The sequence below is a fragment of the Rhodococcus sp. NPDC077669 genome, from assembly GCF_040686915.1.
Classification (GTDB): Bacteria; Actinomycetota; Actinomycetes; order Mycobacteriales; family Mycobacteriaceae; genus Rhodococcoides; species Rhodococcoides fascians.
The window spans coordinates 1-19705 of record NZ_JBFBMD010000022.1; the positions used below are offsets into that span (position 1 = coordinate 1).

Sequence of the window (19705 nt, forward strand, 5' to 3'; positions counted from 1 at the left end):
CTTCTGCGAACTCGACGACTGACACATGCTCGACTGACAGACGATTCACTGCTCCCGCCCACGGATCGCTTGACATGTATAGGACCGTCATGGGTCACCCTGATCGTCGGCGTCCTCGCCGTCGTCGGCGTCGCCCTGACCGTCCGCCAACGCACCGTCGCCGACAAACGCGCTCAAGCCTGGCAACGGATCACCTGGTGCCTCGAACGCACCACCAGCGCCGACCCTGCCGAAGCCGAACTCGGATGGGACATCTACGCAACCGTCACCGACTCACCGCTCATCACCACCACCGAACAAGACGTCCTCGTCGCCGTGGCCGACCGATCCACCCGACGTGCACTGGCGGAACCCGGCGAAACCGAGGACACTGACAACCAGAACGAGCAGGAGGACCCACGATGACCACCGCAGAAGCCCGCAAGACCTGGACCCCGAACGAACGGCGCAGTGTCGCTGCCGCAGCAGCCCGCGCCTCGATCGCACTCCGTGAACGCAGCGGCCGCGAGGTACCCCAATGGATCCGCGACGCCGCCGAAGGGCGCCCGACCACCCCACCAGCCGAACAGCCCTGACACAGGCTCACAACCCGCAGACCGAAAGGCCCGCACCCCGACACCGGGTGCGGGCCTTCTCCATTGCCTGGGATCGGGAAAGCGTGAGGGAGCAGGATCGGGCCACCCTACTGGCGTCCAACCGAATCGAACTCCGCTACGCTCCGCACTGCCACAAACCCGACCACAGTGCAGACAGGCCGCCCGTGCACGCGCGGTTCAGCCTTCAACCCGTTGCAGCGCAACACAATCTGTCGGTACCCGATGCCACACTCGAAGCCATGAGAATCCGAACCATCGACGGACCACCACTACCCGCCGAAATCGCCGAGATGACCGCCCGCGCACTCGCTCTGACGCAGCTACACCACGCCACCGGACGATCCACCAGCGCGAACAACGCCGCAATGGACCGTCCGGACGCACTCACCAGCGCAGTCGAATAGAGAAGGGTCGGTCAGACGCTGCCCGACCCGCACTTCGGAACGCCAGGCTGATTCCCCACGAACGACGAATGCACGAACAACCAGCCCACATAACCGCTCGTGAGCTGGACATAGACCTTGAACCACCGCGGAGAACCGTTGTACGAGGCACCGTCCCACCAGCACGACATGTCCGACACCTGATACGTCGACCCCGAACCGTCGTACGCCACCTGACCCATCAGACACGACGACAAACTCACACAACTACGCGCGTTCGCGCCGACAGCGACATGAGCACCCGACGCCGCATTCGCCGCAGGCGCAACCGCCAACGCCGACATCGCCAACGCAGCAAACAGAACAACAGCGACAACCGAACGACGCACCACAGCGGACGCCCGGGAAGTGAAAGAACGCATGATCAACCAACTTTCTCGAGAGGAAAGTAGAACGAACCATCGCAGTATCACCCCACACAACACTGCCGCGATGTCCTCCAATCGACGGACCCAAACAGCCTCGAAACTGTTACACCACAACCCGATTCACCCCACCACCTCGAAACCCGACCGATAGAAGCGACAGCTACCGCTTCCACCCACCCGATCGGGGAAACCGACCGAACCCCCCAGGGCAGCAGGCGCACCCTCAACAGATCCGCGCTACCGCGACACCGAACGTGGCCGGCCTGCGTCGCTCCCGCACAATCGCCTCGCGAGCTACACGGCCGGGAGGTGGCTACGCCGCCGGCGTCGACCAGCGGTCCTGCATCCCGCCTGCCGGCGGTGCCGGCCACCTGCGGTGTCCACCGAATTGAGCTTCGCTTCGCTCCGCACTCACAAGAGCAAAGACGTTTTTTCACTCCGGTTCTGGCTACCGGCGAGCATCCATCACCCGTGCCCGCCGCCTCAACCCCTCGCTCCGCTGCGCTACGGCCGAGGCTCCGAACACTTTTCGTAGAGCAGTCGCTGCGCTCCCACGAAAACTGTCCGGCCGAGGGGTTGCCCCGTCGGTCCCGTGCGCTGGTTTCTCTCCTCACGCCAGAAACGGCGAAAAAACGTGGCAGGGCAAAGGGCCAGGCCACCAGTTGAGAAGGGACGTAGCGACATGCACGACACCATCACAGGACCGAGGACGGTGGGACTGCACACGGCGATCATGGCCGCGATCGGTCAGGTACCGGCGCAGGTCAAGACCCACGCACTCGCGCAGGTCACCGCCTACACCGAGCAGGTCAACCGGGCCGCCGCGGATGCAAATTCGACCACCGTCGATGCGCACCTCGAGCGGGCCGCGTTCTGGGCGTGCACTGCCCGCGAACACGGAGCCAGTGAGGCCGAAATCCACGCCGCACGCCAGGCAGGCCACCACCAGGTAGCCACCGCCCAGCAGTAACCCCCAGGCCCGTACAGGCCCGGAAAACAAGAAAACACCGGACAGCGTCTATCTGCCCGGTGTCTCCAACCGAAGAATCTACCAGGGAGAGACACCACCATGAACGCCAGCATCGAAACCATCACCGCCGCAACCGAAGCCCCCACGACCGGCACCGTGCCGGTCGTGGGGGCGGGCGAGGAGTTCGCCCGCCTGCACCCCACCGCCCTCGAGGTCGGCCCCAACGTTCGCGACGAGGTCGACACCGACTCGGACGAGTTCCGCGCCGTCGTCGCCTCAATCACCGAACACGGTGTGCTCCTGCCGATCCTCGCGCGCCGCGACGGCGACCGCATCGTGGTCATCGACGGCCAGGTCCGCACCCTCGCCGCTCTCGAAGCCGGGGTCGACAGTGTGCCGGTACTGATCCGGCCGACTGCGAGCAAGGCCAAGGACCGCGAAATCGAACGCCTCACCCAGCAGGTGAACACCAACGACCGCCGTATCGCCCTCACCGACGGTCAACGCGCGAAAGCGGTGACCGAGATGTTCGAGCTGGGTCTGTCGGCTACCAGGATCGCCAAGACGATGCAGTACGACAATCGGGAGACCGCCAAAGCCGCAGGAACAGCGGGTCGGTCGCAGACCGCTCGCGAGGCGCTCGACGCCGGACAGCTCGACCTCGAGCAGGCGGCAGTGGTCGCGGTGTTCGATGCAGACGGCGACGACGAGGCTGTCGAGGAACTGCTCGACGCCGGATCACGGTTCCGCTCTGTCGCGCAGGAGTTGATCGCGGACCGCGCCGAACGCAAGGCCCGCGTCGAAGCCGGTACCCCGTATGCCGAGAAAGGTGTGACCGTCCTCGAGGAAGAACCCGGCTACGACAGCCCCTACGTCGCCGCTGAGGACTTGGTGACCGCAGACGGAGACCCGATCACCGAGGCCGTCATCGACGGCGCAGCCGAGCACTGGGCGGTGTGGCTCACCCCGAACGAGCAGATCACCCTCACCGCCACCGGCGAGGTGATCGAGTCCGAGTCGATCGACTGGGCCACCGAAGGAGCCCCGAAAGCTGTTGCCACCGAGGGCTACCACCACCACAAGGACGTCACCGTCGCCCAGGTGTGGGCGCCGGAGTACTTCACCGCCGACCCCGACGCGGCCGGGGTGAAACTGGGGCCGATCCTGGCCGCAGCGTCGAGCGAACCAGACGAGGCCGACGACCAGGCCGCAGCCGAGAGGAAGGCACGCGATAGGAAGGCAGCGCAGGCAGCGCTCGCGGAGAAGGAAGCCGAGAAGGCCACTCGGCGGCGCACCGTCGCATTGAACAAGGCCAGTGCCGCCGCGACGATCGTCCGCAAGGAATGGCTGAGCAAGTTCCTGACCCGCAAGACCTTGCCGAAGGGGGCAGGGAAGTGGATCACCGAAACGCTCGTCGACGAGCCGGGACTGTTGACCGAGAACAAAGCGGCGCAGTACCTCACGGAGCTGCTCGGTGTCACCGTGCCTGTCGACACCAGCCCCAGCGCCGGGTACCCCGGTGTCGCGGACAAGGCCGCGCGTCGAGCGCTCGCCGCCACGATCGACAAGACGCCCAGCGAGACCCGCGCTCAGGTGATCCTGCTCGCGCAGATCCTCGCCGCCTACGAGGCACGAGTGAGTGGCAAGGGCAACGACTCGTGGCGTCGCTCGTCCTGGGGTAACCAGGACAACTACCTGGGCTTTCTCGACCAGCACGGCCACGTGCTGACCGTGGTCGAGCAGGCCGCAGCGGGAATGCTCACCCCTGAGCTGGCGTACGACCAGCTCACTGCGACCACCGAGTAGGGACCGGGATCGGTGGCGGGTACCTCGACGGTGCCCGCCACCGATCGCTCTCGTCCCCGGCCCGGGTCGAGGGGGCTCCGCCGCCCTCGAGCTCCCCCGGAGGGCGCGCCCGATCACCTGCTCCCACGGACACCAGCGGCGCACCAGGCAGCAGGGGCGACGAAGAACGTGAACACCAGGACACCCTGACGAGTGCGGCATCGAACGACCACACACCCACTGTTCATCGGCCAGCTACCTGCTGGATGCTTGCAACACCCGCACATGCGCGATCGTCGGGTGATACTGCCGTCATGCCGCCGACATCGGAGAAACCGAACGAGCATGATCGGATGCTGACGTTCGCCGTCCAGTGGATGCCCTACGGGGGCGGTGACGCCGAGGACATCATGGTCGCGTTCGGAGTTGCGCCGGAGACGTATTTTCGCAGGCTCCGGCACCTGCTGACCGACCCGACACAGCTCACCGGCCTCGACGATCGGACCGTGAAAGCGCTGCTGCGAATGTGCCGTCATCGCCTCGAGGTCGCGGCCGGACAAGTCACGGTCGGGCAGTGACCGCCTCCCGTACCGTTGACACCGCATCGTCGACGGCGGTGTTCACCGCGCATTCACGCAAGGCCGGTCTCTCGGCGCGTTCCGGTGACCAACGGGTGAACGCGCTGCTCACGCCCGGCAGGGAGCCTGCTACCTCCGATTGTGCGCAAGCCCGCGTGTTCGCGGCCATGTTGACCGCCGAAATCGACGCCGTCTCCGCCCTCGTCGACGACGCCGAGCAGCTCGCCCGCACAGCCGGGCGGGTCGGGCAGGGAACGGCGCGACTGTGGCACAACGAAGAAGCCCGAACACAGCGCAGGACGCTCTACGAGCTGCACCGTCAACTCGACGCCCTCCACCGGCGGTTCCCCGATGTCTCGGGGTAGGCACCGACTGCCCGACCCCGACCCCGACACCACGTCGGACCCACCATTGACCACACCCCGAACAGAGCGGATCGTTGACACGATGACTACCACCGAGCACGAGCACATCGACGCCGTCCGCGATCGCATCGGCACGCTGTTTCCCGATGTGCCACGCTCGGTCATCGACGACACCATCGCCGCCGAGCACGCGCGTTTCGACGGCAACTCCATCCGCGACTTCGTCCCCCTGTTCGTCGAACGCAAAGCCCGCGAAACCCTCCGGTCCAAGTAGCTCGGCCGGTCGACTCCCCTTGTACTGCAACCGGTCTCGGCGGAGCCCTGCGGTCGTGTAGCGGACTGCGGCACACTCGAGGTGGTGAGCCCACGACAAAGCTGGTTGGACCAACGGACCGATGTGTTTCTCGCCGAAGCCTCCGCGCACGGACTCCAAGCACCCCGCAAGGCCGTCGCATCGCTGATCGAGACCGCCCTGAGCCGGGTAGCGCTGCGGATGAGGATCACCCCACGCTCAGCGCGGCAGTACTTCTCCGACGACGAAGTCCGCGCCCTGGTACATGACGCCGCCTCGTCGATGACCGCGCAGGCACCTGGTCAACAACTGATCGATCTCGATCCCACCCACACCGTCCCGATCGCCCTCGCCGGACGGACCGTGGCAGGACTGGCGATCATCACCGAACTCGCCACTACGGCCGGTGCCGACCTAGACCGGCACGAGCTGATCAACGAACTCAACCAAACCCTGTCCCTGATCACCGAATGGGGAACAGCCATCGAAGCAGCCGCATCCACCGAACAGACATCGGTCGCAGTGCACGAAGCAGCTATTCACCGCACCGTGCGCGAATTCGAGCGCGGCAGGACGCACCTGGCATCAGGGATCACCCCGCTCGATGGAGGCGACCCCGACGCCCTCTCGAACGCTTTCGCCGGCAACATCGCCGCGCTCCGCGAAGAACTCTGACCGCGCCACACCGAAAGCGGCGGAGCTTGCCCCCCCCGGTAGAGCTACGCCATAGCGCTACGGCGTAGAGCTGCACTACGCCCGCGCGGAGTTGCGAACGAGATAGAAGCACTCGAGCTCCCCCGCTCGGCGCACCACCACCGGCACTTGCTCACGTCGACGCAGGCGGCTCACGGCCAATCAGTGTGCGGCGTTGTACGCCTCTTCGATATCGGCCGGAATCCGGCCACGTTCGCTGATCTCGTAACCCTGGTCGAACGCCCACTGCCGGATCGCTCGCGTCTGCTCCGGATCACGCTTGACCGATCCGCCGGCCGCTGTCACGGTCGACGCGGCAGCGGGGGAGGGCTTACGCTTGCGGCCACCGACCCGCGTCGCATGCCCGACGTAGTAGTCGAGCTTCTTGTGAAACTCGGTGGCGTTCTTCGCTTTCAGGTCGATCACATACTCGACGCCGTTGATCGCGAATTCGATCGTCTCGCCGGACTCGTCGTCGATGACCGACCCGTCGATATCGTCCACCAATTGGGTTGTCACTCGTTTGGCCACAGCAGGAAAACCTTTCATCGATACATTCGCAATGCGCAACCGCATTCGTCTTCTCGAGGATAACCAGCGTCGATATCCGCCTTCTTCATCGACACGGTAATTCAGGCCGCAATCGAGCCGAATTCGTTTTCCCGAAGACTGACATACAGGCACAGAGAAAGCGACCGCAGCCGTTGCGTGGGTGAGTTTTTTCGCCGACCACAAGCTATGCAGTGCAACAGTATTCGGCCGCGTGAACGCGTCCGCACGTCCCCTTTGGGGCCGCCCCATATGGGTCACCATTTTGGTCGTACGAGTCGCCCGAGTCTGACATGCCGGGGACCCCGACCAGTCAACCCACGCTCCGCTCTTCGGGGTTGACAGGCCACCCTCGTCATGTCGATCGGGGACGTCTCATCCGAACCTTTGGAAGGTGTCCCTGTCATGAACAGCAACGAATTGCTCAACGATCACCAGATCATCACCGGCCTCATCGGCGCAGCCGCGAATGCCCCCGCTGGGGATCCGCGCGCGGCCCGATGGGCCACCGAAGCGCTCGCGCTCGCCAGGGCAGTAGATCTGCCCATCCTCATCGAGGAGGCCGAGGGAGTGCTCGGACGGATCGAGCACGACACCACCTGCGGGTGGTGCAACAGGCAGCCGGGAGCGGCCATCCCGGTCGGGTCCTTCTGGTGCACCCACTGAGCACCAGGCCCTCCGGGGTCCCGGTCCCAGCACGGGGCCGGGCCCCCTTTTTTGGCTCCCAGATCGGAGCTGTGCATCCGTGTGGAGTGCACGCGGGCGGGGCCAGTTCAAGCTCGTCCAGTCATTCAGACGAATGACTGTTGGCGGAACCGCCCCACGTTCGCGTGCGTCCAAGCCCGTATGGACCACGACGAACGCTCAGCCATCCGAGACGAAGGCCACGACCCCGACCATCCCGCCGTCATCGCTGCACTCGAGCGCCTTGCCCGCACGCTGAATGCACACCGCGGCCTCGTCGACGAGATGCTTCCTGCCCTTGGTCTGCGACGAACCGCATCGTTCGCGATTTCGGCCGATAGCATCGACGGTATGACTCCGCATCCGCGATGAAGGGTGCGCATCCGGAGCAGAAAGCAACAAACCAGGAGAGCAGGGAGTGCGTGATGCGGTTCGACTACTCGTCCATGACCGAGGGGTTTCGCAGTGAACGACCGATCCCTCTATCGAGCCCTCCGGAGCTGAACAAGACCGGTAGCGCAGTCATATGGTTGTCCAGCGTCGCGGTCTACTCGTTCGGGGTGATGTTCTCGGTGTCGGTGTTGACCAGGCAGTCGGATCTAGGGCTGATCCTCGGTGCTGAAGAGCACGTGGACTCTGCGCGGTATGCGTCGATTCTGTTCGGAGTCGAGCTGGGAGACGGAACAAAGCTGGCGATCGATCGGCGCGCTCCGCGAGGGGTCGTTCTGGAAGTCCGGAGCTCCAACGGCAACCGTGGGTCGCTGCACGGCACCATCTTTCTCGGCCCCGTTCCGCCTCCCGGGCCCGTCCGTATCGTGACCGCGATTCCCCGGCTCGGCGTATCGGAAGCGACAGTCACCCTCGATGGCAATCACATCATCGAAGCGTCCGAACAGGTCGAACGCCTGTGGACGGCACCGCCGCCCTCTCAGGGCCTCGGCGGAGCAGGCCTGCGCGGTGGCAACTGGTTCACCCGCCTCGACTGATCGCAGAACAAAGGGAGGGGGCTACTCGAAATCTCGAGTAGCCCCCTCCCTTGTCGAATGGCATCTACAACGTAGACAGAACGCCGATCTGCGTGGCCCCGTCCTCCGAATACACCGAGATCTGGCGAGAAGGCGTGTGCGCCTGGCCGCTGCCGTCCTTCTGCAACTGCTCCGCCGCCGATCGATCGACCGGCTCGGTGATCAGGTCCGCGCTGCGGATGAAGCCCTGCTCTCCGGAATCCGTGTAGGCGGCAACGAACGTCGGCTGCTCGGTGTCCGGCTTGGCCGGATCCGCGGGGCCGAACGTCTGACCGTCGACGGTGAACGACTCGACCGCCGGTGTCTCACCTTCCGGTGCAGCTGAACGAGCAGCGGGGGCGACGAAGTCGATGGGATTGGTCGGGAATGTGAAGTAGTCCCGATAGCCGGCACTGTTGTCGTACGTTCGCACGTAACCGTGGCTGTTGTACGAACCTGTGCCGCAGTGGGCACCATTGGTCGAAATCTCTAGCTGTGATGCCCAGTCCGTGTTGTAGGTGAACTCGACCACCTGGCAGATGATGCCCGACTTGAACAATCGCGCTCGCGCGGCGATATCGAACGCCGGGACCGTAGCCCCGGTCACGGTCTACGCACGCCATCCCGAACCGGACTGCACAGCAACGCACTTGCTCTCATCGGCCTCGCCGTAGTCGCCGCCAGCGTCTTCGCCCTCACCTATCCAGACCTCGCCTGGGGATGGAAAGCCGCCCTCATCGCAGGATCCATCCTGTTCGGCTACCTGAGCGCACGGCAGTTCAACAGCACCCGCGCCGAATACGAAGACGACCAGAAACGCAGATTCACCCACGCCACACTCGACGACGACAGGGGCAACCGATGACACTGCCCCACGCACTCTGGATCGCAACCATCGACACCCTCACATCAACTGCGTACGTGGCTATCTCGACAATCCTGGTCACCACCGTCGCCATCAGCAAGCTCGTCCACTACTACCGCACCCGACCCACCCACGACACCACCAACCGGCGCCGCGCCATCCTCGGATGCATCGGAGCAGTAATCGTGGCTCTCTCGTGGATCACACTCAACCTGCCCGCCAAATTCATCTCAGTATTCGACCCCGACAGGTACTACAGCCAAGTCCCCGTCATCGTCCTACTGGGGGGCATCGCCGTGTCCGTGATCGTCCCAGCCCTGCTCGCCCGCCACCTCACAGACACGATCACCGGCCGCTACGACTACGCCACCCGGCAGCCACACTCTGGCCACACCCAGACCGCCAAGCTCGACAGGGGCAACCAATGAACATTCTCAACACCAAGAACACCCACGCCGCCAGAGCCGAGATGGAACGACTCAACCGCGACCTCCTCGCCAACTACACCAAAGAGGGAGCAGGTCTGTACCTCAGTGCGGCCCGCGCCTATCGCACACAGCGCGCAATACAGCTCAAACGACTACTCCACTTCTACGTCGCCCTCTCGTTCATCGCCATCATCACCAACATCATCAACACGGGGGTCGGCGGTGAACCGTCGACCATTCTGTGGATCGCCTCCTGCGTAACTGTTCTCGGTGTCCTCTACAGCGGCTACAAACTGTGGCGCAACGCAACTCACGACGAATTCGTGGACACCATCGGTGCTCAAGAAACTGTCGTCGACGCACACGAACTCCACAACAACCGCCAACGCAACACCTGACCCGGCAACCACACATCTCAGCGCACGATTGGTGATCGAGCATGAACCGCACAGCTCCGCCGACGACCACGATCGACTGGTACCAACTGGACTGCCTCATCTCCAGAGACATCCGCAAACTCGAAGAACACTCCAGACGCGGTCTCGACAGCAGATTCCCCATCTCGCCCGATGCACAACACCGCGTCGTCACAGGGAAAGTGCAAATCCAGAAATGGTTGGCCGCCCTACAACACCTCCGCAACGACGCCGCACGAAACACCACACCCGAACTCATCCAAGAATGGATGCAACTACGACAGCAGATGGTCATGAAAGGCCCCTTCGGCATCCGCTTTTCGCTGGTCCCACACCGCACGCGACACTACGAACTCGACCACTGACAACCACGAGCTACCGCGACACCCAGCGTCGTCACCCTCCGTCGCTCCCGCACAATCACCAACCAGCCGTACCCCATTACCGCGCCGCCGTAGAGCACCAGCTCCGGCGGCGTTCCGCGTCCCACCACCCGAGGCCGGCCACATTCACAGGCAGGCCCTAGCGGGCCACACGCAGCCCTACGGGCTGCACCGAACCGAACTCCGCTGCGCTCCGCACTCACAAGAGCGAAAAGAATCAAATTTCTTTCAGGCGTAGGTGGCTTCTCCGAGCATCCATCACCCGTGCCCGCCAGCTCAACCCCTCGCTCCGCTGCGCTACGGCCAAGGCTCCGAACACTTTTCGTAGAGCAGTCGCTTCGCTCCCACGAAAACTGCCCGGCCGAAGAGTTGCCCCGTCGTTCCCGTGCGCTGGTTTCTCTCCCCAGCCACCACGGCGAAAGAAATTCGGCAGGGCAGAAGGTCCGGCCACCAGTTTTCGAGGAAGGTCACCATGCGCGCACAACACCCCACCACCGCCGACGAAATCGACATCATCGTCCACCGACGCGGCAACCGGACAGTCCGCCGCACCGTCAAACGCGCCAGCGCACGACGCGACCGACGCACCGCACGCCGCGAACTCCGCCACTGAAAACCGCTCCACCCCAACTCAACCCGTACACACACTGAAAGGCATCACCATGACTCAACGTCGTATGTCCCTCGCCACCGCCGCCGATACCCTCGCCGCCATCCCCGCCCTGCTCGGCTACACCCCCGACAACTCCGTCGTCGCCATCAGCCTGGCCGACAACGGCAACGGCTCGCACGAGGTCGTCACCGCCGCCCGCATCGCCGCCGTCCAGGCCGAAGCCGGAGCCGACAACGTCGCGACCCCACTGTCCCGGCACACCGTCCACGGACGACCGGTCACCGCCGTGATCCTCGCCGCGATTGCAGACACCGCCCACGCAGGCGCTGCCCTGCTCGGGCTCGACGCCATCCGCGACGCGTTCACTGCACGCGGAATCCGCACCATCCGCGCCCTACACACCTACAGTCTCACCGCAGGAACGACGTTCACCGACCTCGACCGCTTCACCGACGGCATCATTCCCGATCCCGCCACCACCGCACTCGCGGCAGCCCTCACCGCACGCGGAGCCGTCATTGCCGCATCACGCGCCGACCTCGAGGCCCGCTACGCCCCCACCGCCGAGATCCCCGAATCCCTGGCACTCGCCGCCGCCGCGACGATGGGTGCCGACTTCCTGCCCGTCACGTTCGACGAGCTCGCAGCCGTCATCCATGCCCGCGAAATCCCCAGCGCCGACCTCACCGCCCGCGTCGGCCTCGCACTGGCCACCGGACACACCGAAGTCCGAGACGCCTTCATGGCCCTGCACGTCCACGGTGACCACGACGCAGCCGACGCGTTCACCCGCATCGCCGCCCCGCTACGCGGCACCGCCCGCGCGAACGCCCTGACCATCGCCGCCTACTTCCTGTACTGCACCGGCGACGGCGCAGCCGCGCACGCGGCCCTCGACGCCGCCGAACGCACCGCCCACCGCGCCGACATCACCCTGCCGAAACTGGCGGTCCTGCTCTCCGCCGCACTCGCAGCCGGAATGGAACCGACGCAGGTCCGAGGGCTCGGCGAAGTCATCACCCCCGACTACGTCGCCGCCCACATCGGCGCAGTGCAGAGCTACACCTGACGCCGCTGCTGAGCGTGGCCACCGATTCGAGGTGGCCACGCCCAGCAATCGGAGGTCGCGGGGCCGGTGCATCGGGCATCGAGCCCTCACACCGACAGACGCGCCCAGCATCGTCCTACCAGCGCGGAGCGGGCGGCCATCGGATCAGAGGGAGGCCGAGAGCGGAACTGCGCTCAGAGGGACGTCGGCTCGGCCGGCCACACCATGTCGACGTCGGCGGCGGTGGGTCGGGTGTCTTCGACCGGAACACCGGCCACGATCGCATCGAGCGCCAGATCCGACGGTGGCGGTGCAGCGTTCACCACAGCTTTGGACAAGGCATGTTCGATCCGCGAGCGCTCCATACCCCAGCACCCTACCGACCAGCACGAGCACAACTGCGGCTACGAGCTCGGCGGTGACGACGACAAGGGAGGGTTCTTTTCGGTCCGTCTGGCTGCGCAACGAGAATGCAACACCCGTCATCTCCCGGATCAACCCCTGACTCCGCTCACGCTCCGGCCCACAGGGCCCAGCACGACTGTTCGCCCGACCCACACTCGCTGCGCTCCCCGGCGAACACTCGCACCGGCCAGGCATTGACCGTCGACGCCGTGCGCCGCGTCTCTTTTTCGCGCCACCCGGAAGCGAAAAGAACGCAGTAAGAAAAGGGTAGGGAAGGTTTCCGAGAACTGTATTTCAATTCCCCTGACGAATAAGCGGTGCGGCCAGAAGTGAGCATGAAAATGCAAGGGCAGCAACGTGAATGGACGATATTCGAGCCGCGTAAACTCTGGTGAAAATGCGGCTGTTGACGTAGAATGGAAGTCAACGCCAGCAATTCCGATAAGGAGAAAGCTATGTCGATCACCGTGTACACGAAACCCAATTGCGGACAATGCGACGCAACGAAACGACGACTCGACAAACACGGCCTCGATTACCGGACCGTCGATATCACCCAAGACGACACCGCTCGCCATTTCGTGAGTTGCGAACTCGGCTACCTCCAGGCCCCCGTCGTGTACGTCGACGAGGACACCCACTGGAGCGGATTCCGGATCGACGCCCTCGACGAGCTCGCCGCCGCCTGAAACCCACAAACCCACAAACACAGAAGAGGCCCCACCATGCGACTCGTACCCGCCTACACCCCCGACCCCGACTACATCGACCGCCAGATCGACGCCGAACTCACCGCAGAACACCCCACAACACGCCATGCCGACCATGCCGACAGTGAGCACCACGACATCGACAAAGCCGCATCCTGACCACCGACGCGATGCACCACAGCCGGTAGCACCTCCCACCGGTACGACGTCCGACCCGACACGAACACGAGGCCCACGATGAACGCACTACGCGCAGTCCCCACACCCGGCGACGACCCGGCAGCGCGGGCACGCGCGGACCTCGCACCCGTCGAGGACCTCGACACGTCGGTCGAACCCGGCTACGACCCGGCCACCGACCCCGAAGCGATGCTCCTGTGCGCCCTGATGGACGTGCGTAACCAGTCCACGGACGGTGGGGACGTCGAGCGGATCACCAGCACGCTCACCGCGGCGGACTTCGAGGATCCTGCACACGCACGCATGTACGGCCACATCGTCGACCTCATCACCGCCGGCCAACCCCACGACTTCGCGTCCGTCACCGGTGCACTCATCCGATCCGGAGCAGACGGAGCCAAAGACGCCCCGCTACGCAAACGCCTCATGGGCATCGTCACCGCCGGCGCACATTCCGTCGCGGCCGTGCACTACGCCGACAACGTCCTGTCCCAGTCCTACCGCCGCAGCTTCCACATCGCCGGCCAACGACTGACCCAGGCCGCCGAAGAAGCACCCGAAGAGTACCTGTTCGAATACATGGTCGAACTCGGCACCCGGCAGCGGGCAGCATTCAACCGGCTCAACAGCTTTCGGCAACCACCGACCTCCTGAACAAACCCACAGGGACACCGGTGAGCGCGTCGACGACGCCCAGGGCACTACGGTGCTCTGCGGGCCACAATCGAAAGACGAGGACAGTGACAGAGACAGGTGAGCATGCCGAACGGCCGCCACACGACGCGCCGGACCGCACGAACGCACCGACGACCGGTGCCGCTGTCGATGCGGGTCTGCCCGTGCACGTCCGCGAGCAGATCGCTGCTGTCGTCGACGCGTCCGGCGACCTCGAGCGCGTCCCGACCGGTAGCGGCGCACTGACTGTGCAGGTGTGCTCGGCATCGGAAACCTCGTACGACGCCGCGACGTGGAGCACCCTGGGTACTTACCGTGCCGCTGACGCCGCAACCCTGGCCGAGCGACTGCTCGACGCTCTCGGGGACAGTGCGAACATCGGCACCGACCTCGGTGTCCTCATCGTCACCCACACCCATACCGACACCCTGGAGGCACCGGCCATGACCGCACCCACCGCCGACGGAACCCGCGCGCCGGCCGCCCCGCTACTCACCCTCGACCTCGCGAAAGCCGACGTGCTCGACGACGACTTCGAGTGGCCCGAACCCGGTACCCCGCAAGCACTGTGGACACCGCACTGGCTGCTGCAGGCCGCGATCAACTCCGGGGCCGTCACCTACGACCGGCGACTGTGGGGCGAGCTCGCCCTGTCGGCCGAGTTCACCGCCCCGAACCGGCACGAGCTCCAATTCGTGATCACCTACGAAATCGACGGCGCACCGAACATCGTCGACGGTGACACCACCGACTACCCCGCCGACTTCAACGAGCTCGACGACGACGAACAGAACGCCGTCCCCTCGACGCTGGTCCCGAACCCCGAAACCGCGCGGGCCTGGTTGACGTACCTCGTCGACGCCTTCAACGCCCTGCACGCGAGTACCGACAAGCTCGTCCGCGGCTGGCCCGAGTAGTAGAACCCCGTCAGCGCCGAAGCCCCCAACCACACTGTGTGGCTGGGGGCTTCGTTCGTTCTCGCGATTCGGGATCGCGTGATGGTCAGTCCTCGCGGATCCTCCGCAACAGCTGTGCGAGCGCGAGCGCGGTGATCGGATCGTCGACGGTGGACGCGGACGCGACGACCACCTCGAGGTCACCCGAATCCTGCACCGCGTCGAGCAGATCGAGCGATGCGTCGACAGCGAAGTTCGGGCCCGAGATGTCGTTGATAATCGACAGCAGCTCGGCGAACCGCGATGCAGTGTCCGGGTGGACGGTCGAATGCAGCATCTCGAACGCGGCTACCGCTTCCGGTGAGCGCAGTTCGGCGAGGATCGCGAGTTCGACGGTGTCGAGGTCGGACAAGGCGGGGGAGTCGGGTGTGCTCATGGTGTGGGTCCTTCGGTCGACGCGTCGCCGGTGACCGGCGAGGTGGGAGGGACGAGAGACAGTCGGGCCACCGCGGCTTCGGTGGTCCCGAGTTGGCCGGCGACGGCGGCCGTGGAGTCGATGGCCACCAACTCTGCGACGAGATCCAGATGGATCCGGGCGGCGAGGCGGTGCTGATTGGCGAGGTAGGCGAGGAGCTCGGCGGTGAGCAGTGCGGCACCGGTAGGTCCGCCGTAATCGTGCGCCCAGTCTTCACCGTCGCGTTCGGGGGCGTACAGCAGCGATTCCGGGGCGCTGAGAACCTTGTCGAGGATCTCCGAGGTGATCCCGCACGCCTGCAGTCGCTCGATCACCCCGGGGATCTCGGCGGCGGTGCGGTGCCCGACGAGGCTGAGGTACCACCCGATGTCGATCACGCCACTGCGTCCGATTCGTCGTCGAACGACCGGCGGGTATGGCTTTCCAGTACGTGGAGCTCGGCGGTGAGGCCGACGGCGCATTCGGCGTCTGCCACCGGATCGAGGGCAGCGATGTTCGCCCGCAGTTGCGTGATCCGGGTGTAGCGGGCGACCGCTGCGGTGTCGGTGTCGTAGACCTCCGCCGGGTGTTCGACGACGAGCCGTCGTTGCCCGGGCACTGTCTTCACGGTCGCTTCGCTGTGGCCACCGCTGCGCATCGTGATCTCGCGGGCGAGAGCGGCGGCGAAGATGTGCGCCGAGTGGGCGGGGAAGTCGCCGGCCATCGTGGTCGTGTCCGGCAACGGATCGGGCCGGGTCGAGCGCACGGTGACGTCGATCAGGTCGTCCGGGTCGACGCCGGGAAGCGGCTCGATCGGTGTGGCGGTCCAGACCCCGATCGAGGTGGTGACGTAGCCCGGTGGCGGCAGTTCCGCCGAGCGGACACCCGCTGCGTAGTCCGACATCGACGCCAGAGCGCACGCGATCTCGCCGGGTGTGCCGATGAGGCACAGCGAGTCGTCGACGGTCTGGGTGAAGGTCGCGGCGACGGTATCGACCTGGTGGAGGTCCGCGACGGTTTCGGCTTGGCTCACCGCGAACCGTGCCGCCGTGGAGGGGGAGCGGAAGTGCCCGCGGGTGTGTACGAACCCGGGGTCGCCGTGTTGGTCGAGGGTGGAAATCTCGACTTCGATCAGCGCACGAGTCGAGGGCGTGGCCGAGTGCGGCGCTGTGGCCGGCGGGTGGGAGTGGGGATCTGTGGTGTCCATGATGGATGCCTTCGATGTAGGGCGAGACAGGTCAGAGTGGAATGGGGCTCGGGCCCCACGATGGCCAGGCCGAGAGAGCCAGGGTGGCGGCGGCGCACAGAAGACCAATCAGGACCAGGTTTCGACTGATGCGGTCGTCCAACGGTCCACAGATGGTTGTGTGCCTGAGAGTGAGGCCGAGCCGGGCACCGGCGATTGCCGTCGTGATGAAGGACGTGAGCGCCAGTGCCACGGTCAGCCAGTACAGAACGGCCATCGGTCAGCTCGCGTTCGCGTAGCTCTCACCGGACGTGTTCTGCTCAGTGTCCGTGCCGGTCGACTCAGGAGCGTCGGACTCGGTCTTCGCCGTCGACGACGGTTGCAGGCGCGGGGGCCGAGGTGCCGTCTTGGTGGCCGCGGTGGTCGCGGTCTTCTTACCGTTCGCGGCGGAAGCAGGGACTTTGAGTCCGGCTTTGCGGAGCTCGGGAACGGACCAGCCACCGTCGACCGCGGCTTTGATCGCGGAAAGTTCTGTCGCGGCCGCAGCCCGCTCGGCGGCTTGGGCTTCGGCGACCTTGGAAGCGGCGACGGTGCGTTCGTTCTGCGCCGCGACAATCGCGTCGATCAACCCGAGACGGGCATCGAGCGCAGCTTGCGCGGCGGCGCGAACAGCCTGGGGATCGAGAGGAGTGAGAGACATGTGCGGACCTTTCGGAGACGGCGTGGAGCGCACACACAAACCGATGCGTGGCGCTGTTGTTGACGCGGTCTCGGGCGGCCCGCACGGCTGCCCGATATCCAAGGACAACGCTATCGAATCGGTCCGACAGATGCACCCCGCCAACCGCTATATGCCTTGTATGGCATATGCCGTGCAGGGTATACTCAGGTGGTGGACGTTGATGCACCGGAAGAGTTCTTCGACTGGCTCGATCGCGTGGAGGCGAAGGCCGACGCCGGCGATGCTGCGTCGGTGCGGGTGCTTGCTCGGGTGACCGATGCGTTGGTGCAGTTGCGTGAGCTCGACGGTGTTCCGTTGGAGGATCGGCCGGACCTCAAGAGGGTGCGGCAGTCGAAGAAGTTTCCGGTGTGGCGGACGGCGCATCCGTTCGATGCGCAGATTGCGCTGCGGTTGATCTGTTGGTTTCCGCCTGGCAGTAGTTCGGTGGTGGTGGCGTTGTTCGCGGCCGACAAGGCGCGGATGGGTGATGTGTTCTACGACGGTGTCGGCGCACGGGCTGATGTCGCGATCGAGCGTTGGTTGCGGGAGACCGCGGAAGGGGAGCAGTGATGAGCGAGAAGAAGTCGTTCCGGCGTGCGAACGACCGGATCGAGCAGTTGCGTACCAAGCCGGCGATTGCGGAGACGGTGCGCGAGTTCGCGGCCGAGCGGGAGACGATGAACCGGGTGTACGCCGAGGGGTTGGCGGACATTCGGAAGGCCGGCAACCTCACCCAGGTTCAGATGGCAGCGTTGCTCGGTACGAATCAGGGTGCGGTGTCGCGGATCGAGGGCCGCGACGATCTGCTGCTCTCGACGCTGCGGCAGTACCTCGCTGCGACCGGCGCTGTGCACCCGAAGATCGTGGTCGAAAAGGACGGCGTCGAAATCGCCCTCGACCTCGACGCGTTCGCCTGAGACTGCTTCACGTTTGTCGGTGCACTTCTACTCGTTCCCGTCCCCCAGATCGGTATCGGAGCCTTCGATGTCGGATACCGAGTCGTTGACTAGAGGGTCGTTCCTGGATTCCTGCTCGGCAGCGGCCTTTACTTCTTTGAATGGCTTGGGCGGCCACGGTTTGCGTAGTGACTGTGGTTGCCCGCTGTGCTCGTTCCAGTCGACGGCGGGAGGCTCCGCCCATGTTCGTGGGGACGAGAAGTCGAGGCGTGTGGTTTTTTCGAAGTCTGCGACACGGAAGCTGACAGGCGCACGCCACCAGCTGCTCTCGAAGGTGACTCGTCCCTCGAATATGGCGGAGTCGAAAGTTGTGCGGCTGCTCTTCTCGTAGTTGGCGTGGGAGAAGTAGTTGTGGGGTCCGCGAAACTCCGCTGATGTGAAGTCGCACGTTCCGGTCACGATCATCCTGTTGAATAGAGCATTGGTGAAGAACTTCGTCTTGACGAAGATTGCTCGGGTGAACTGTGTTCTCTTGAACAGGGCGACCGTGTTGTTGGTGTTTCCTCGAAACTCAGCGTCGGTGAAGTTGGCGTTTCGTAGACGGGCGTTGGAGAAGTCAGCGCCGTCGACGAAGGTTGCGTTGGTGAAGTCGAGGAGTCCGTTGAATCTGCTGCTCGCCCATCCGATGTGTGGCAGCTGTGCGCCGGACAGGTCGAACTTGCAGTCCTGCCACGGGCCGTCACTCTCGGTTTCTGAATCCATCAAAGTTCGTTGTCCGATTATGCGGATGATGGTGTTCCGGACTTCGGCGTCCCGCAGCTCGTCTGCTGTAGGAGGCCGCATTTGGATGGCAACGCTGGGTGCGGACTGAGGTCCTGTCGTAGCGGGTGTTCGGAGGTACGAGCAGAGAAGGTCGATGCACACTTGCCGTTCGGCTGGCTGCCGCGAATCGGCCCAGTCGTCGGCAAGCGACGCCAACGAGTACACACCGGCGAGCCGGATCGTTGCGGAGTTGTCGGCAAGTTGTGCAGCGCTGCTCGTGAAGCGTGATTGTAGGTCCCGCCTGACTTCTCGTGAGTGCGCTTGGTCGCGAGCATTCTGCTGCTCGGTGAGTTTGGCTTCTTCGTCGTCGTGCGTCTTGTCGCGCGTCAGCTTCGCGCTGTAGAACGTCAGCGCTGCACCGCTGAGGACCGCAAGCCCGCCGATAGTTGTGCCCTGTCCTGACTCGATCGGTGTGGCAAGGATCAAGGCGAACAGGCCCAGTCCCGCACCGGCCGAGCTGATACCTATGCCGACCTGTGTTTTGGTTTTTGACAGCCACGATGACTGTGTCGGTGCGTTGCCATTCGCTTCCGGCACGAGGTCCTTGCTGTCACCCATGCGTCTCATCGTGCCCTGTCGTCCGAACGGGATGGGCGGTTGCCCCCAACTGTGGATCGGACGTGGTCCTCATGTGGATGTCCGAGAGTTCCCAGGCCGCTCCGCTCGATCTCAGGCACCCA

At 64.8% G+C, this 19705-nt stretch carries 32 protein-coding genes; 22 read left to right on the forward strand and 10 right to left on the reverse strand.

Annotation, left to right across the window (positions count from 1 at the left end; all coding sequences use genetic code 11):
• From AB0P23_RS19975 to AB0P23_RS19985, 3 genes are all read left to right on the forward strand, one after another.
• On the forward strand, positions 1–405 hold a 405-nt coding region (locus AB0P23_RS19975; protein WP_363798971.1), incomplete at its 5' end, for a hypothetical protein.
• Positions 402–575: a hypothetical protein gene (locus AB0P23_RS19980; RefSeq protein ID WP_155289420.1), complete on the forward strand. Its 174-nt coding sequence runs from the start codon at positions 402–404 to the stop codon at positions 573–575. The genes AB0P23_RS19975 and AB0P23_RS19980, both read left to right, overlap by 4 nt.
• A 260-nt stretch (positions 576–835) precedes the next feature.
• Positions 836–1000: a hypothetical protein gene (locus AB0P23_RS19985; RefSeq protein WP_176457852.1), complete on the forward strand. Its 165-nt coding sequence runs from the start codon at positions 836–838 to the stop codon at positions 998–1000.
• Positions 1001–1011: 11 nt separating this feature from the next.
• Here the strand turns inward: AB0P23_RS19985 and AB0P23_RS19990 are convergent, their stop codons facing one another.
• The gene (locus AB0P23_RS19990) at positions 1012–1401 is read right to left on the reverse strand and encodes a hypothetical protein (RefSeq protein WP_363798975.1); all 390 of its coding nucleotides are present in this window, start codon (positions 1399–1401) and stop codon (positions 1012–1014) included.
• 688 nt (positions 1402–2089) lie between these two features.
• Here AB0P23_RS19990 and AB0P23_RS19995 point away from each other — a divergent pair.
• From AB0P23_RS19995 to AB0P23_RS20020, 6 genes are all read left to right on the forward strand, one after another.
• The gene (locus tag AB0P23_RS19995; RefSeq protein WP_363798977.1) at positions 2090–2377 is read left to right on the forward strand and encodes a hypothetical protein; all 288 of its coding nucleotides are present in this window, start codon (positions 2090–2092) and stop codon (positions 2375–2377) included.
• 99 nt (positions 2378–2476) lie between these two features.
• Positions 2477–4183, forward strand: coding sequence for a ParB/RepB/Spo0J family partition protein (locus tag AB0P23_RS20000; protein ID WP_363798979.1), 1707 nt, complete (start codon positions 2477–2479; stop codon positions 4181–4183).
• A gap of 293 nt (positions 4184–4476) precedes the next feature.
• Positions 4477–4740 (forward strand): DUF3263 domain-containing protein, encoded by a 264-nt coding sequence (locus AB0P23_RS20005; RefSeq protein WP_363798981.1) that lies wholly within the window; start codon positions 4477–4479, stop codon positions 4738–4740.
• Positions 4737–5105, forward strand: a complete 369-nt coding sequence (locus tag AB0P23_RS20010) for a hypothetical protein (protein ID WP_363798983.1) — start codon at positions 4737–4739, stop codon at positions 5103–5105. The genes AB0P23_RS20005 and AB0P23_RS20010 overlap by 4 nt, the downstream gene beginning before the upstream one ends.
• A gap of 82 nt (positions 5106–5187) precedes the next feature.
• Positions 5188–5379, forward strand: coding sequence for a three-helix bundle dimerization domain-containing protein (locus AB0P23_RS20015; protein ID WP_363798986.1), 192 nt, complete (start codon positions 5188–5190; stop codon positions 5377–5379).
• An 84-nt stretch (positions 5380–5463) separates the two neighbouring features.
• Positions 5464–6072 carry a hypothetical protein gene (locus AB0P23_RS20020; RefSeq protein WP_363798989.1) on the forward strand — a complete coding sequence of 203 codons (609 nt, stop codon included), beginning with the start codon at positions 5464–5466 and terminating at the stop codon, positions 6070–6072.
• Between the two features lie 180 nt (positions 6073–6252).
• Here AB0P23_RS20020 and AB0P23_RS20025 read toward each other — a convergent pair whose 3' ends face one another.
• The gene (locus tag AB0P23_RS20025) at positions 6253–6621 is read right to left on the reverse strand and encodes an Lsr2 family protein (protein WP_363798991.1); all 369 of its coding nucleotides are present in this window, start codon (positions 6619–6621) and stop codon (positions 6253–6255) included.
• Between the two features lie 423 nt (positions 6622–7044).
• Between AB0P23_RS20025 and AB0P23_RS20030 the strand changes: the two genes are divergently transcribed.
• Both AB0P23_RS20030 and AB0P23_RS20035 read left to right on the forward strand, forming a co-directional pair.
• A complete protein-coding gene (locus tag AB0P23_RS20030; RefSeq protein WP_363798993.1) occupies positions 7045–7305 on the forward strand; it encodes a hypothetical protein in 261 nt (86 codons plus the stop codon).
• A gap of 548 nt (positions 7306–7853) precedes the next feature.
• Entirely contained in the window at positions 7854–8309 is a 456-nt protein-coding gene (locus tag AB0P23_RS20035; RefSeq protein WP_363798996.1) for a hypothetical protein, read from the forward strand.
• A 64-nt stretch (positions 8310–8373) separates the two neighbouring features.
• Here the strand turns inward: AB0P23_RS20035 and AB0P23_RS20040 are convergent, their stop codons facing one another.
• A complete protein-coding gene (locus AB0P23_RS20040; RefSeq protein WP_363798999.1) occupies positions 8374–8934 on the reverse strand; it encodes a hypothetical protein in 561 nt (186 codons plus the stop codon).
• A 254-nt stretch (positions 8935–9188) separates the two neighbouring features.
• Between AB0P23_RS20040 and AB0P23_RS20045 the strand changes: the two genes are divergently transcribed.
• The 5 genes from AB0P23_RS20045 (at position 9189) to AB0P23_RS20065 (ending at position 12101) form a co-directional block, all read left to right on the forward strand.
• Complete coding sequence (locus tag AB0P23_RS20045; protein WP_335742918.1) at positions 9189–9620, forward strand: hypothetical protein; 432 nt, start codon at positions 9189–9191, stop codon at positions 9618–9620.
• Positions 9617–10018, forward strand: coding sequence for a hypothetical protein (locus AB0P23_RS20050; protein WP_143547055.1), 402 nt, complete (start codon positions 9617–9619; stop codon positions 10016–10018). Before AB0P23_RS20045 ends, AB0P23_RS20050 begins: the two co-directional genes overlap by 4 nt.
• 41 nt (positions 10019–10059) lie before the next feature.
• Positions 10060–10401, forward strand: coding sequence for a hypothetical protein (locus AB0P23_RS20055; RefSeq protein WP_335742919.1), 342 nt, complete (start codon positions 10060–10062; stop codon positions 10399–10401).
• A 490-nt stretch (positions 10402–10891) separates the two neighbouring features.
• The gene (locus AB0P23_RS20060) at positions 10892–11032 is read left to right on the forward strand and encodes a hypothetical protein (protein ID WP_179274904.1); all 141 of its coding nucleotides are present in this window, start codon (positions 10892–10894) and stop codon (positions 11030–11032) included.
• 49 nt (positions 11033–11081) lie between these two features.
• Positions 11082–12101, forward strand: coding sequence for a DUF4192 family protein (locus tag AB0P23_RS20065; protein ID WP_094716885.1), 1020 nt, complete (start codon positions 11082–11084; stop codon positions 12099–12101).
• Positions 12102–12274: 173 nt separating this feature from the next.
• On the opposite strand, the gene AB0P23_RS20070 is transcribed toward AB0P23_RS20065, so the two are convergent.
• The gene (locus tag AB0P23_RS20070) at positions 12275–12445 is read right to left on the reverse strand and encodes a hypothetical protein (RefSeq protein ID WP_179274903.1); all 171 of its coding nucleotides are present in this window, start codon (positions 12443–12445) and stop codon (positions 12275–12277) included.
• 495 nt (positions 12446–12940) lie between these two features.
• On the opposite strand from AB0P23_RS20070, the gene AB0P23_RS20075 reads away from it, so the two are divergent.
• The 4 genes from AB0P23_RS20075 to AB0P23_RS20090 all read left to right on the forward strand — a co-directional run bounded on the left by AB0P23_RS20075 (position 12941) and on the right by AB0P23_RS20090 (position 14967).
• Positions 12941–13174, forward strand: a complete 234-nt coding sequence (locus AB0P23_RS20075; protein ID WP_037174601.1) for a glutaredoxin domain-containing protein — start codon at positions 12941–12943, stop codon at positions 13172–13174.
• 36 nt (positions 13175–13210) lie between these two features.
• Positions 13211–13354, forward strand: coding sequence for a hypothetical protein (locus AB0P23_RS20080; protein ID WP_335742920.1), 144 nt, complete (start codon positions 13211–13213; stop codon positions 13352–13354).
• 78 nt (positions 13355–13432) lie between these two features.
• Positions 13433–14029, forward strand: coding sequence for a DnaB-like helicase N-terminal domain-containing protein (locus AB0P23_RS20085; protein ID WP_363799005.1), 597 nt, complete (start codon positions 13433–13435; stop codon positions 14027–14029).
• An 86-nt stretch (positions 14030–14115) separates the two neighbouring features.
• Entirely contained in the window at positions 14116–14967 is an 852-nt protein-coding gene (locus tag AB0P23_RS20090) for a hypothetical protein (RefSeq protein ID WP_363799007.1), read from the forward strand.
• A gap of 85 nt (positions 14968–15052) precedes the next feature.
• Here the strand turns inward: AB0P23_RS20090 and AB0P23_RS20095 are convergent, their stop codons facing one another.
• From AB0P23_RS20095 to AB0P23_RS20115, 5 genes are read right to left on the reverse strand one after another with little or no spacing between them, the layout of a single operon-like run.
• Complete coding sequence (locus AB0P23_RS20095) at positions 15053–15382, reverse strand: hypothetical protein (protein ID WP_094716882.1); 330 nt, start codon at positions 15380–15382, stop codon at positions 15053–15055.
• A complete protein-coding gene (locus AB0P23_RS20100) occupies positions 15379–15798 on the reverse strand; it encodes a hypothetical protein (RefSeq protein WP_363799008.1) in 420 nt (139 codons plus the stop codon). Before AB0P23_RS20100 ends, AB0P23_RS20095 begins: the two co-directional genes overlap by 4 nt.
• A complete protein-coding gene (locus AB0P23_RS20105; RefSeq protein ID WP_363799010.1) occupies positions 15795–16607 on the reverse strand; it encodes a methyltransferase in 813 nt (270 codons plus the stop codon). The genes AB0P23_RS20100 and AB0P23_RS20105 overlap by 4 nt, the downstream gene beginning before the upstream one ends.
• A 31-nt stretch (positions 16608–16638) precedes the next feature.
• The gene (locus AB0P23_RS20110; RefSeq protein ID WP_094716879.1) at positions 16639–16863 is read right to left on the reverse strand and encodes a hypothetical protein; all 225 of its coding nucleotides are present in this window, start codon (positions 16861–16863) and stop codon (positions 16639–16641) included.
• A 3-nt stretch (positions 16864–16866) separates the two neighbouring features.
• Positions 16867–17286, reverse strand: a complete 420-nt coding sequence (locus AB0P23_RS20115; protein ID WP_094716878.1) for a hypothetical protein — start codon at positions 17284–17286, stop codon at positions 16867–16869.
• A gap of 192 nt (positions 17287–17478) precedes the next feature.
• Between AB0P23_RS20115 and AB0P23_RS20120 the strand changes: the two genes are divergently transcribed.
• Positions 17479–17877 carry a hypothetical protein gene (locus AB0P23_RS20120; protein ID WP_037174593.1) on the forward strand — a complete coding sequence of 133 codons (399 nt, stop codon included), beginning with the start codon at positions 17479–17481 and terminating at the stop codon, positions 17875–17877.
• Positions 17877–18224 (forward strand): helix-turn-helix transcriptional regulator, encoded by a 348-nt coding sequence (locus tag AB0P23_RS20125; protein WP_037174678.1) that lies wholly within the window; start codon positions 17877–17879, stop codon positions 18222–18224. The genes AB0P23_RS20120 and AB0P23_RS20125 overlap by 1 nt, the downstream gene beginning before the upstream one ends.
• A gap of 27 nt (positions 18225–18251) precedes the next feature.
• Here the strand turns inward: AB0P23_RS20125 and AB0P23_RS20130 are convergent, their stop codons facing one another.
• A complete protein-coding gene (locus AB0P23_RS20130; protein WP_179274901.1) occupies positions 18252–19583 on the reverse strand; it encodes a pentapeptide repeat-containing protein in 1332 nt (443 codons plus the stop codon).
• Positions 19584–19705: the final 122 nt, after the last annotated feature.

Coding starts and splice junctions, on each gene's coding strand:
- AB0P23_RS19985 (WP_176457852.1), top strand. CDS start 836: ATGAGAATCCGAACCATCGACGGACCACCACTACCCGCCGAAATCGCC.
- AB0P23_RS20075 (WP_037174601.1), top strand. CDS start 12,941: ATGTCGATCACCGTGTACACGAAACCCAATTGCGGACAATGCGACGCA.
- AB0P23_RS20105 (WP_363799010.1), bottom strand. CDS start 16,607: ATGGACACCACAGATCCCCACTCCCACCCGCCGGCCACAGCGCCGCAC.
- AB0P23_RS20110 (WP_094716879.1), bottom strand. CDS start 16,863: ATGGCCGTTCTGTACTGGCTGACCGTGGCACTGGCGCTCACGTCCTTC.
- AB0P23_RS20095 (WP_094716882.1), bottom strand. CDS start 15,382: ATGAGCACACCCGACTCCCCCGCCTTGTCCGACCTCGACACCGTCGAA.
- AB0P23_RS20055 (WP_335742919.1), top strand. CDS start 10,060: ATGAACCGCACAGCTCCGCCGACGACCACGATCGACTGGTACCAACTG.
- AB0P23_RS20125 (WP_037174678.1), top strand. CDS start 17,877: ATGAGCGAGAAGAAGTCGTTCCGGCGTGCGAACGACCGGATCGAGCAG.
- AB0P23_RS20080 (WP_335742920.1), top strand. CDS start 13,211: ATGCGACTCGTACCCGCCTACACCCCCGACCCCGACTACATCGACCGC.
- AB0P23_RS20045 (WP_335742918.1), top strand. CDS start 9,189: ATGACACTGCCCCACGCACTCTGGATCGCAACCATCGACACCCTCACA.
- AB0P23_RS20085 (WP_363799005.1), top strand. CDS start 13,433: ATGAACGCACTACGCGCAGTCCCCACACCCGGCGACGACCCGGCAGCG.
- AB0P23_RS20060 (WP_179274904.1), top strand. CDS start 10,892: ATGCGCGCACAACACCCCACCACCGCCGACGAAATCGACATCATCGTC.
- AB0P23_RS20070 (WP_179274903.1), bottom strand. CDS start 12,445: ATGGAGCGCTCGCGGATCGAACATGCCTTGTCCAAAGCTGTGGTGAAC.
- AB0P23_RS19980 (WP_155289420.1), top strand. CDS start 402: ATGACCACCGCAGAAGCCCGCAAGACCTGGACCCCGAACGAACGGCGC.
- AB0P23_RS20115 (WP_094716878.1), bottom strand. CDS start 17,286: ATGTCTCTCACTCCTCTCGATCCCCAGGCTGTTCGCGCCGCCGCGCAA.
- AB0P23_RS20065 (WP_094716885.1), top strand. CDS start 11,082: ATGACTCAACGTCGTATGTCCCTCGCCACCGCCGCCGATACCCTCGCC.
- AB0P23_RS20130 (WP_179274901.1), bottom strand. CDS start 19,583: ATGGGTGACAGCAAGGACCTCGTGCCGGAAGCGAATGGCAACGCACCG.
- AB0P23_RS20050 (WP_143547055.1), top strand. CDS start 9,617: ATGAACATTCTCAACACCAAGAACACCCACGCCGCCAGAGCCGAGATG.
- AB0P23_RS20000 (WP_363798979.1), top strand. CDS start 2,477: ATGAACGCCAGCATCGAAACCATCACCGCCGCAACCGAAGCCCCCACG.
- AB0P23_RS20015 (WP_363798986.1), top strand. CDS start 5,188: ATGACTACCACCGAGCACGAGCACATCGACGCCGTCCGCGATCGCATC.
- AB0P23_RS19995 (WP_363798977.1), top strand. CDS start 2,090: ATGCACGACACCATCACAGGACCGAGGACGGTGGGACTGCACACGGCG.
- AB0P23_RS19990 (WP_363798975.1), bottom strand. CDS start 1,401: ATGCGTTCTTTCACTTCCCGGGCGTCCGCTGTGGTGCGTCGTTCGGTT.
- AB0P23_RS20030 (WP_363798993.1), top strand. CDS start 7,045: ATGAACAGCAACGAATTGCTCAACGATCACCAGATCATCACCGGCCTC.
- AB0P23_RS20005 (WP_363798981.1), top strand. CDS start 4,477: ATGCCGCCGACATCGGAGAAACCGAACGAGCATGATCGGATGCTGACG.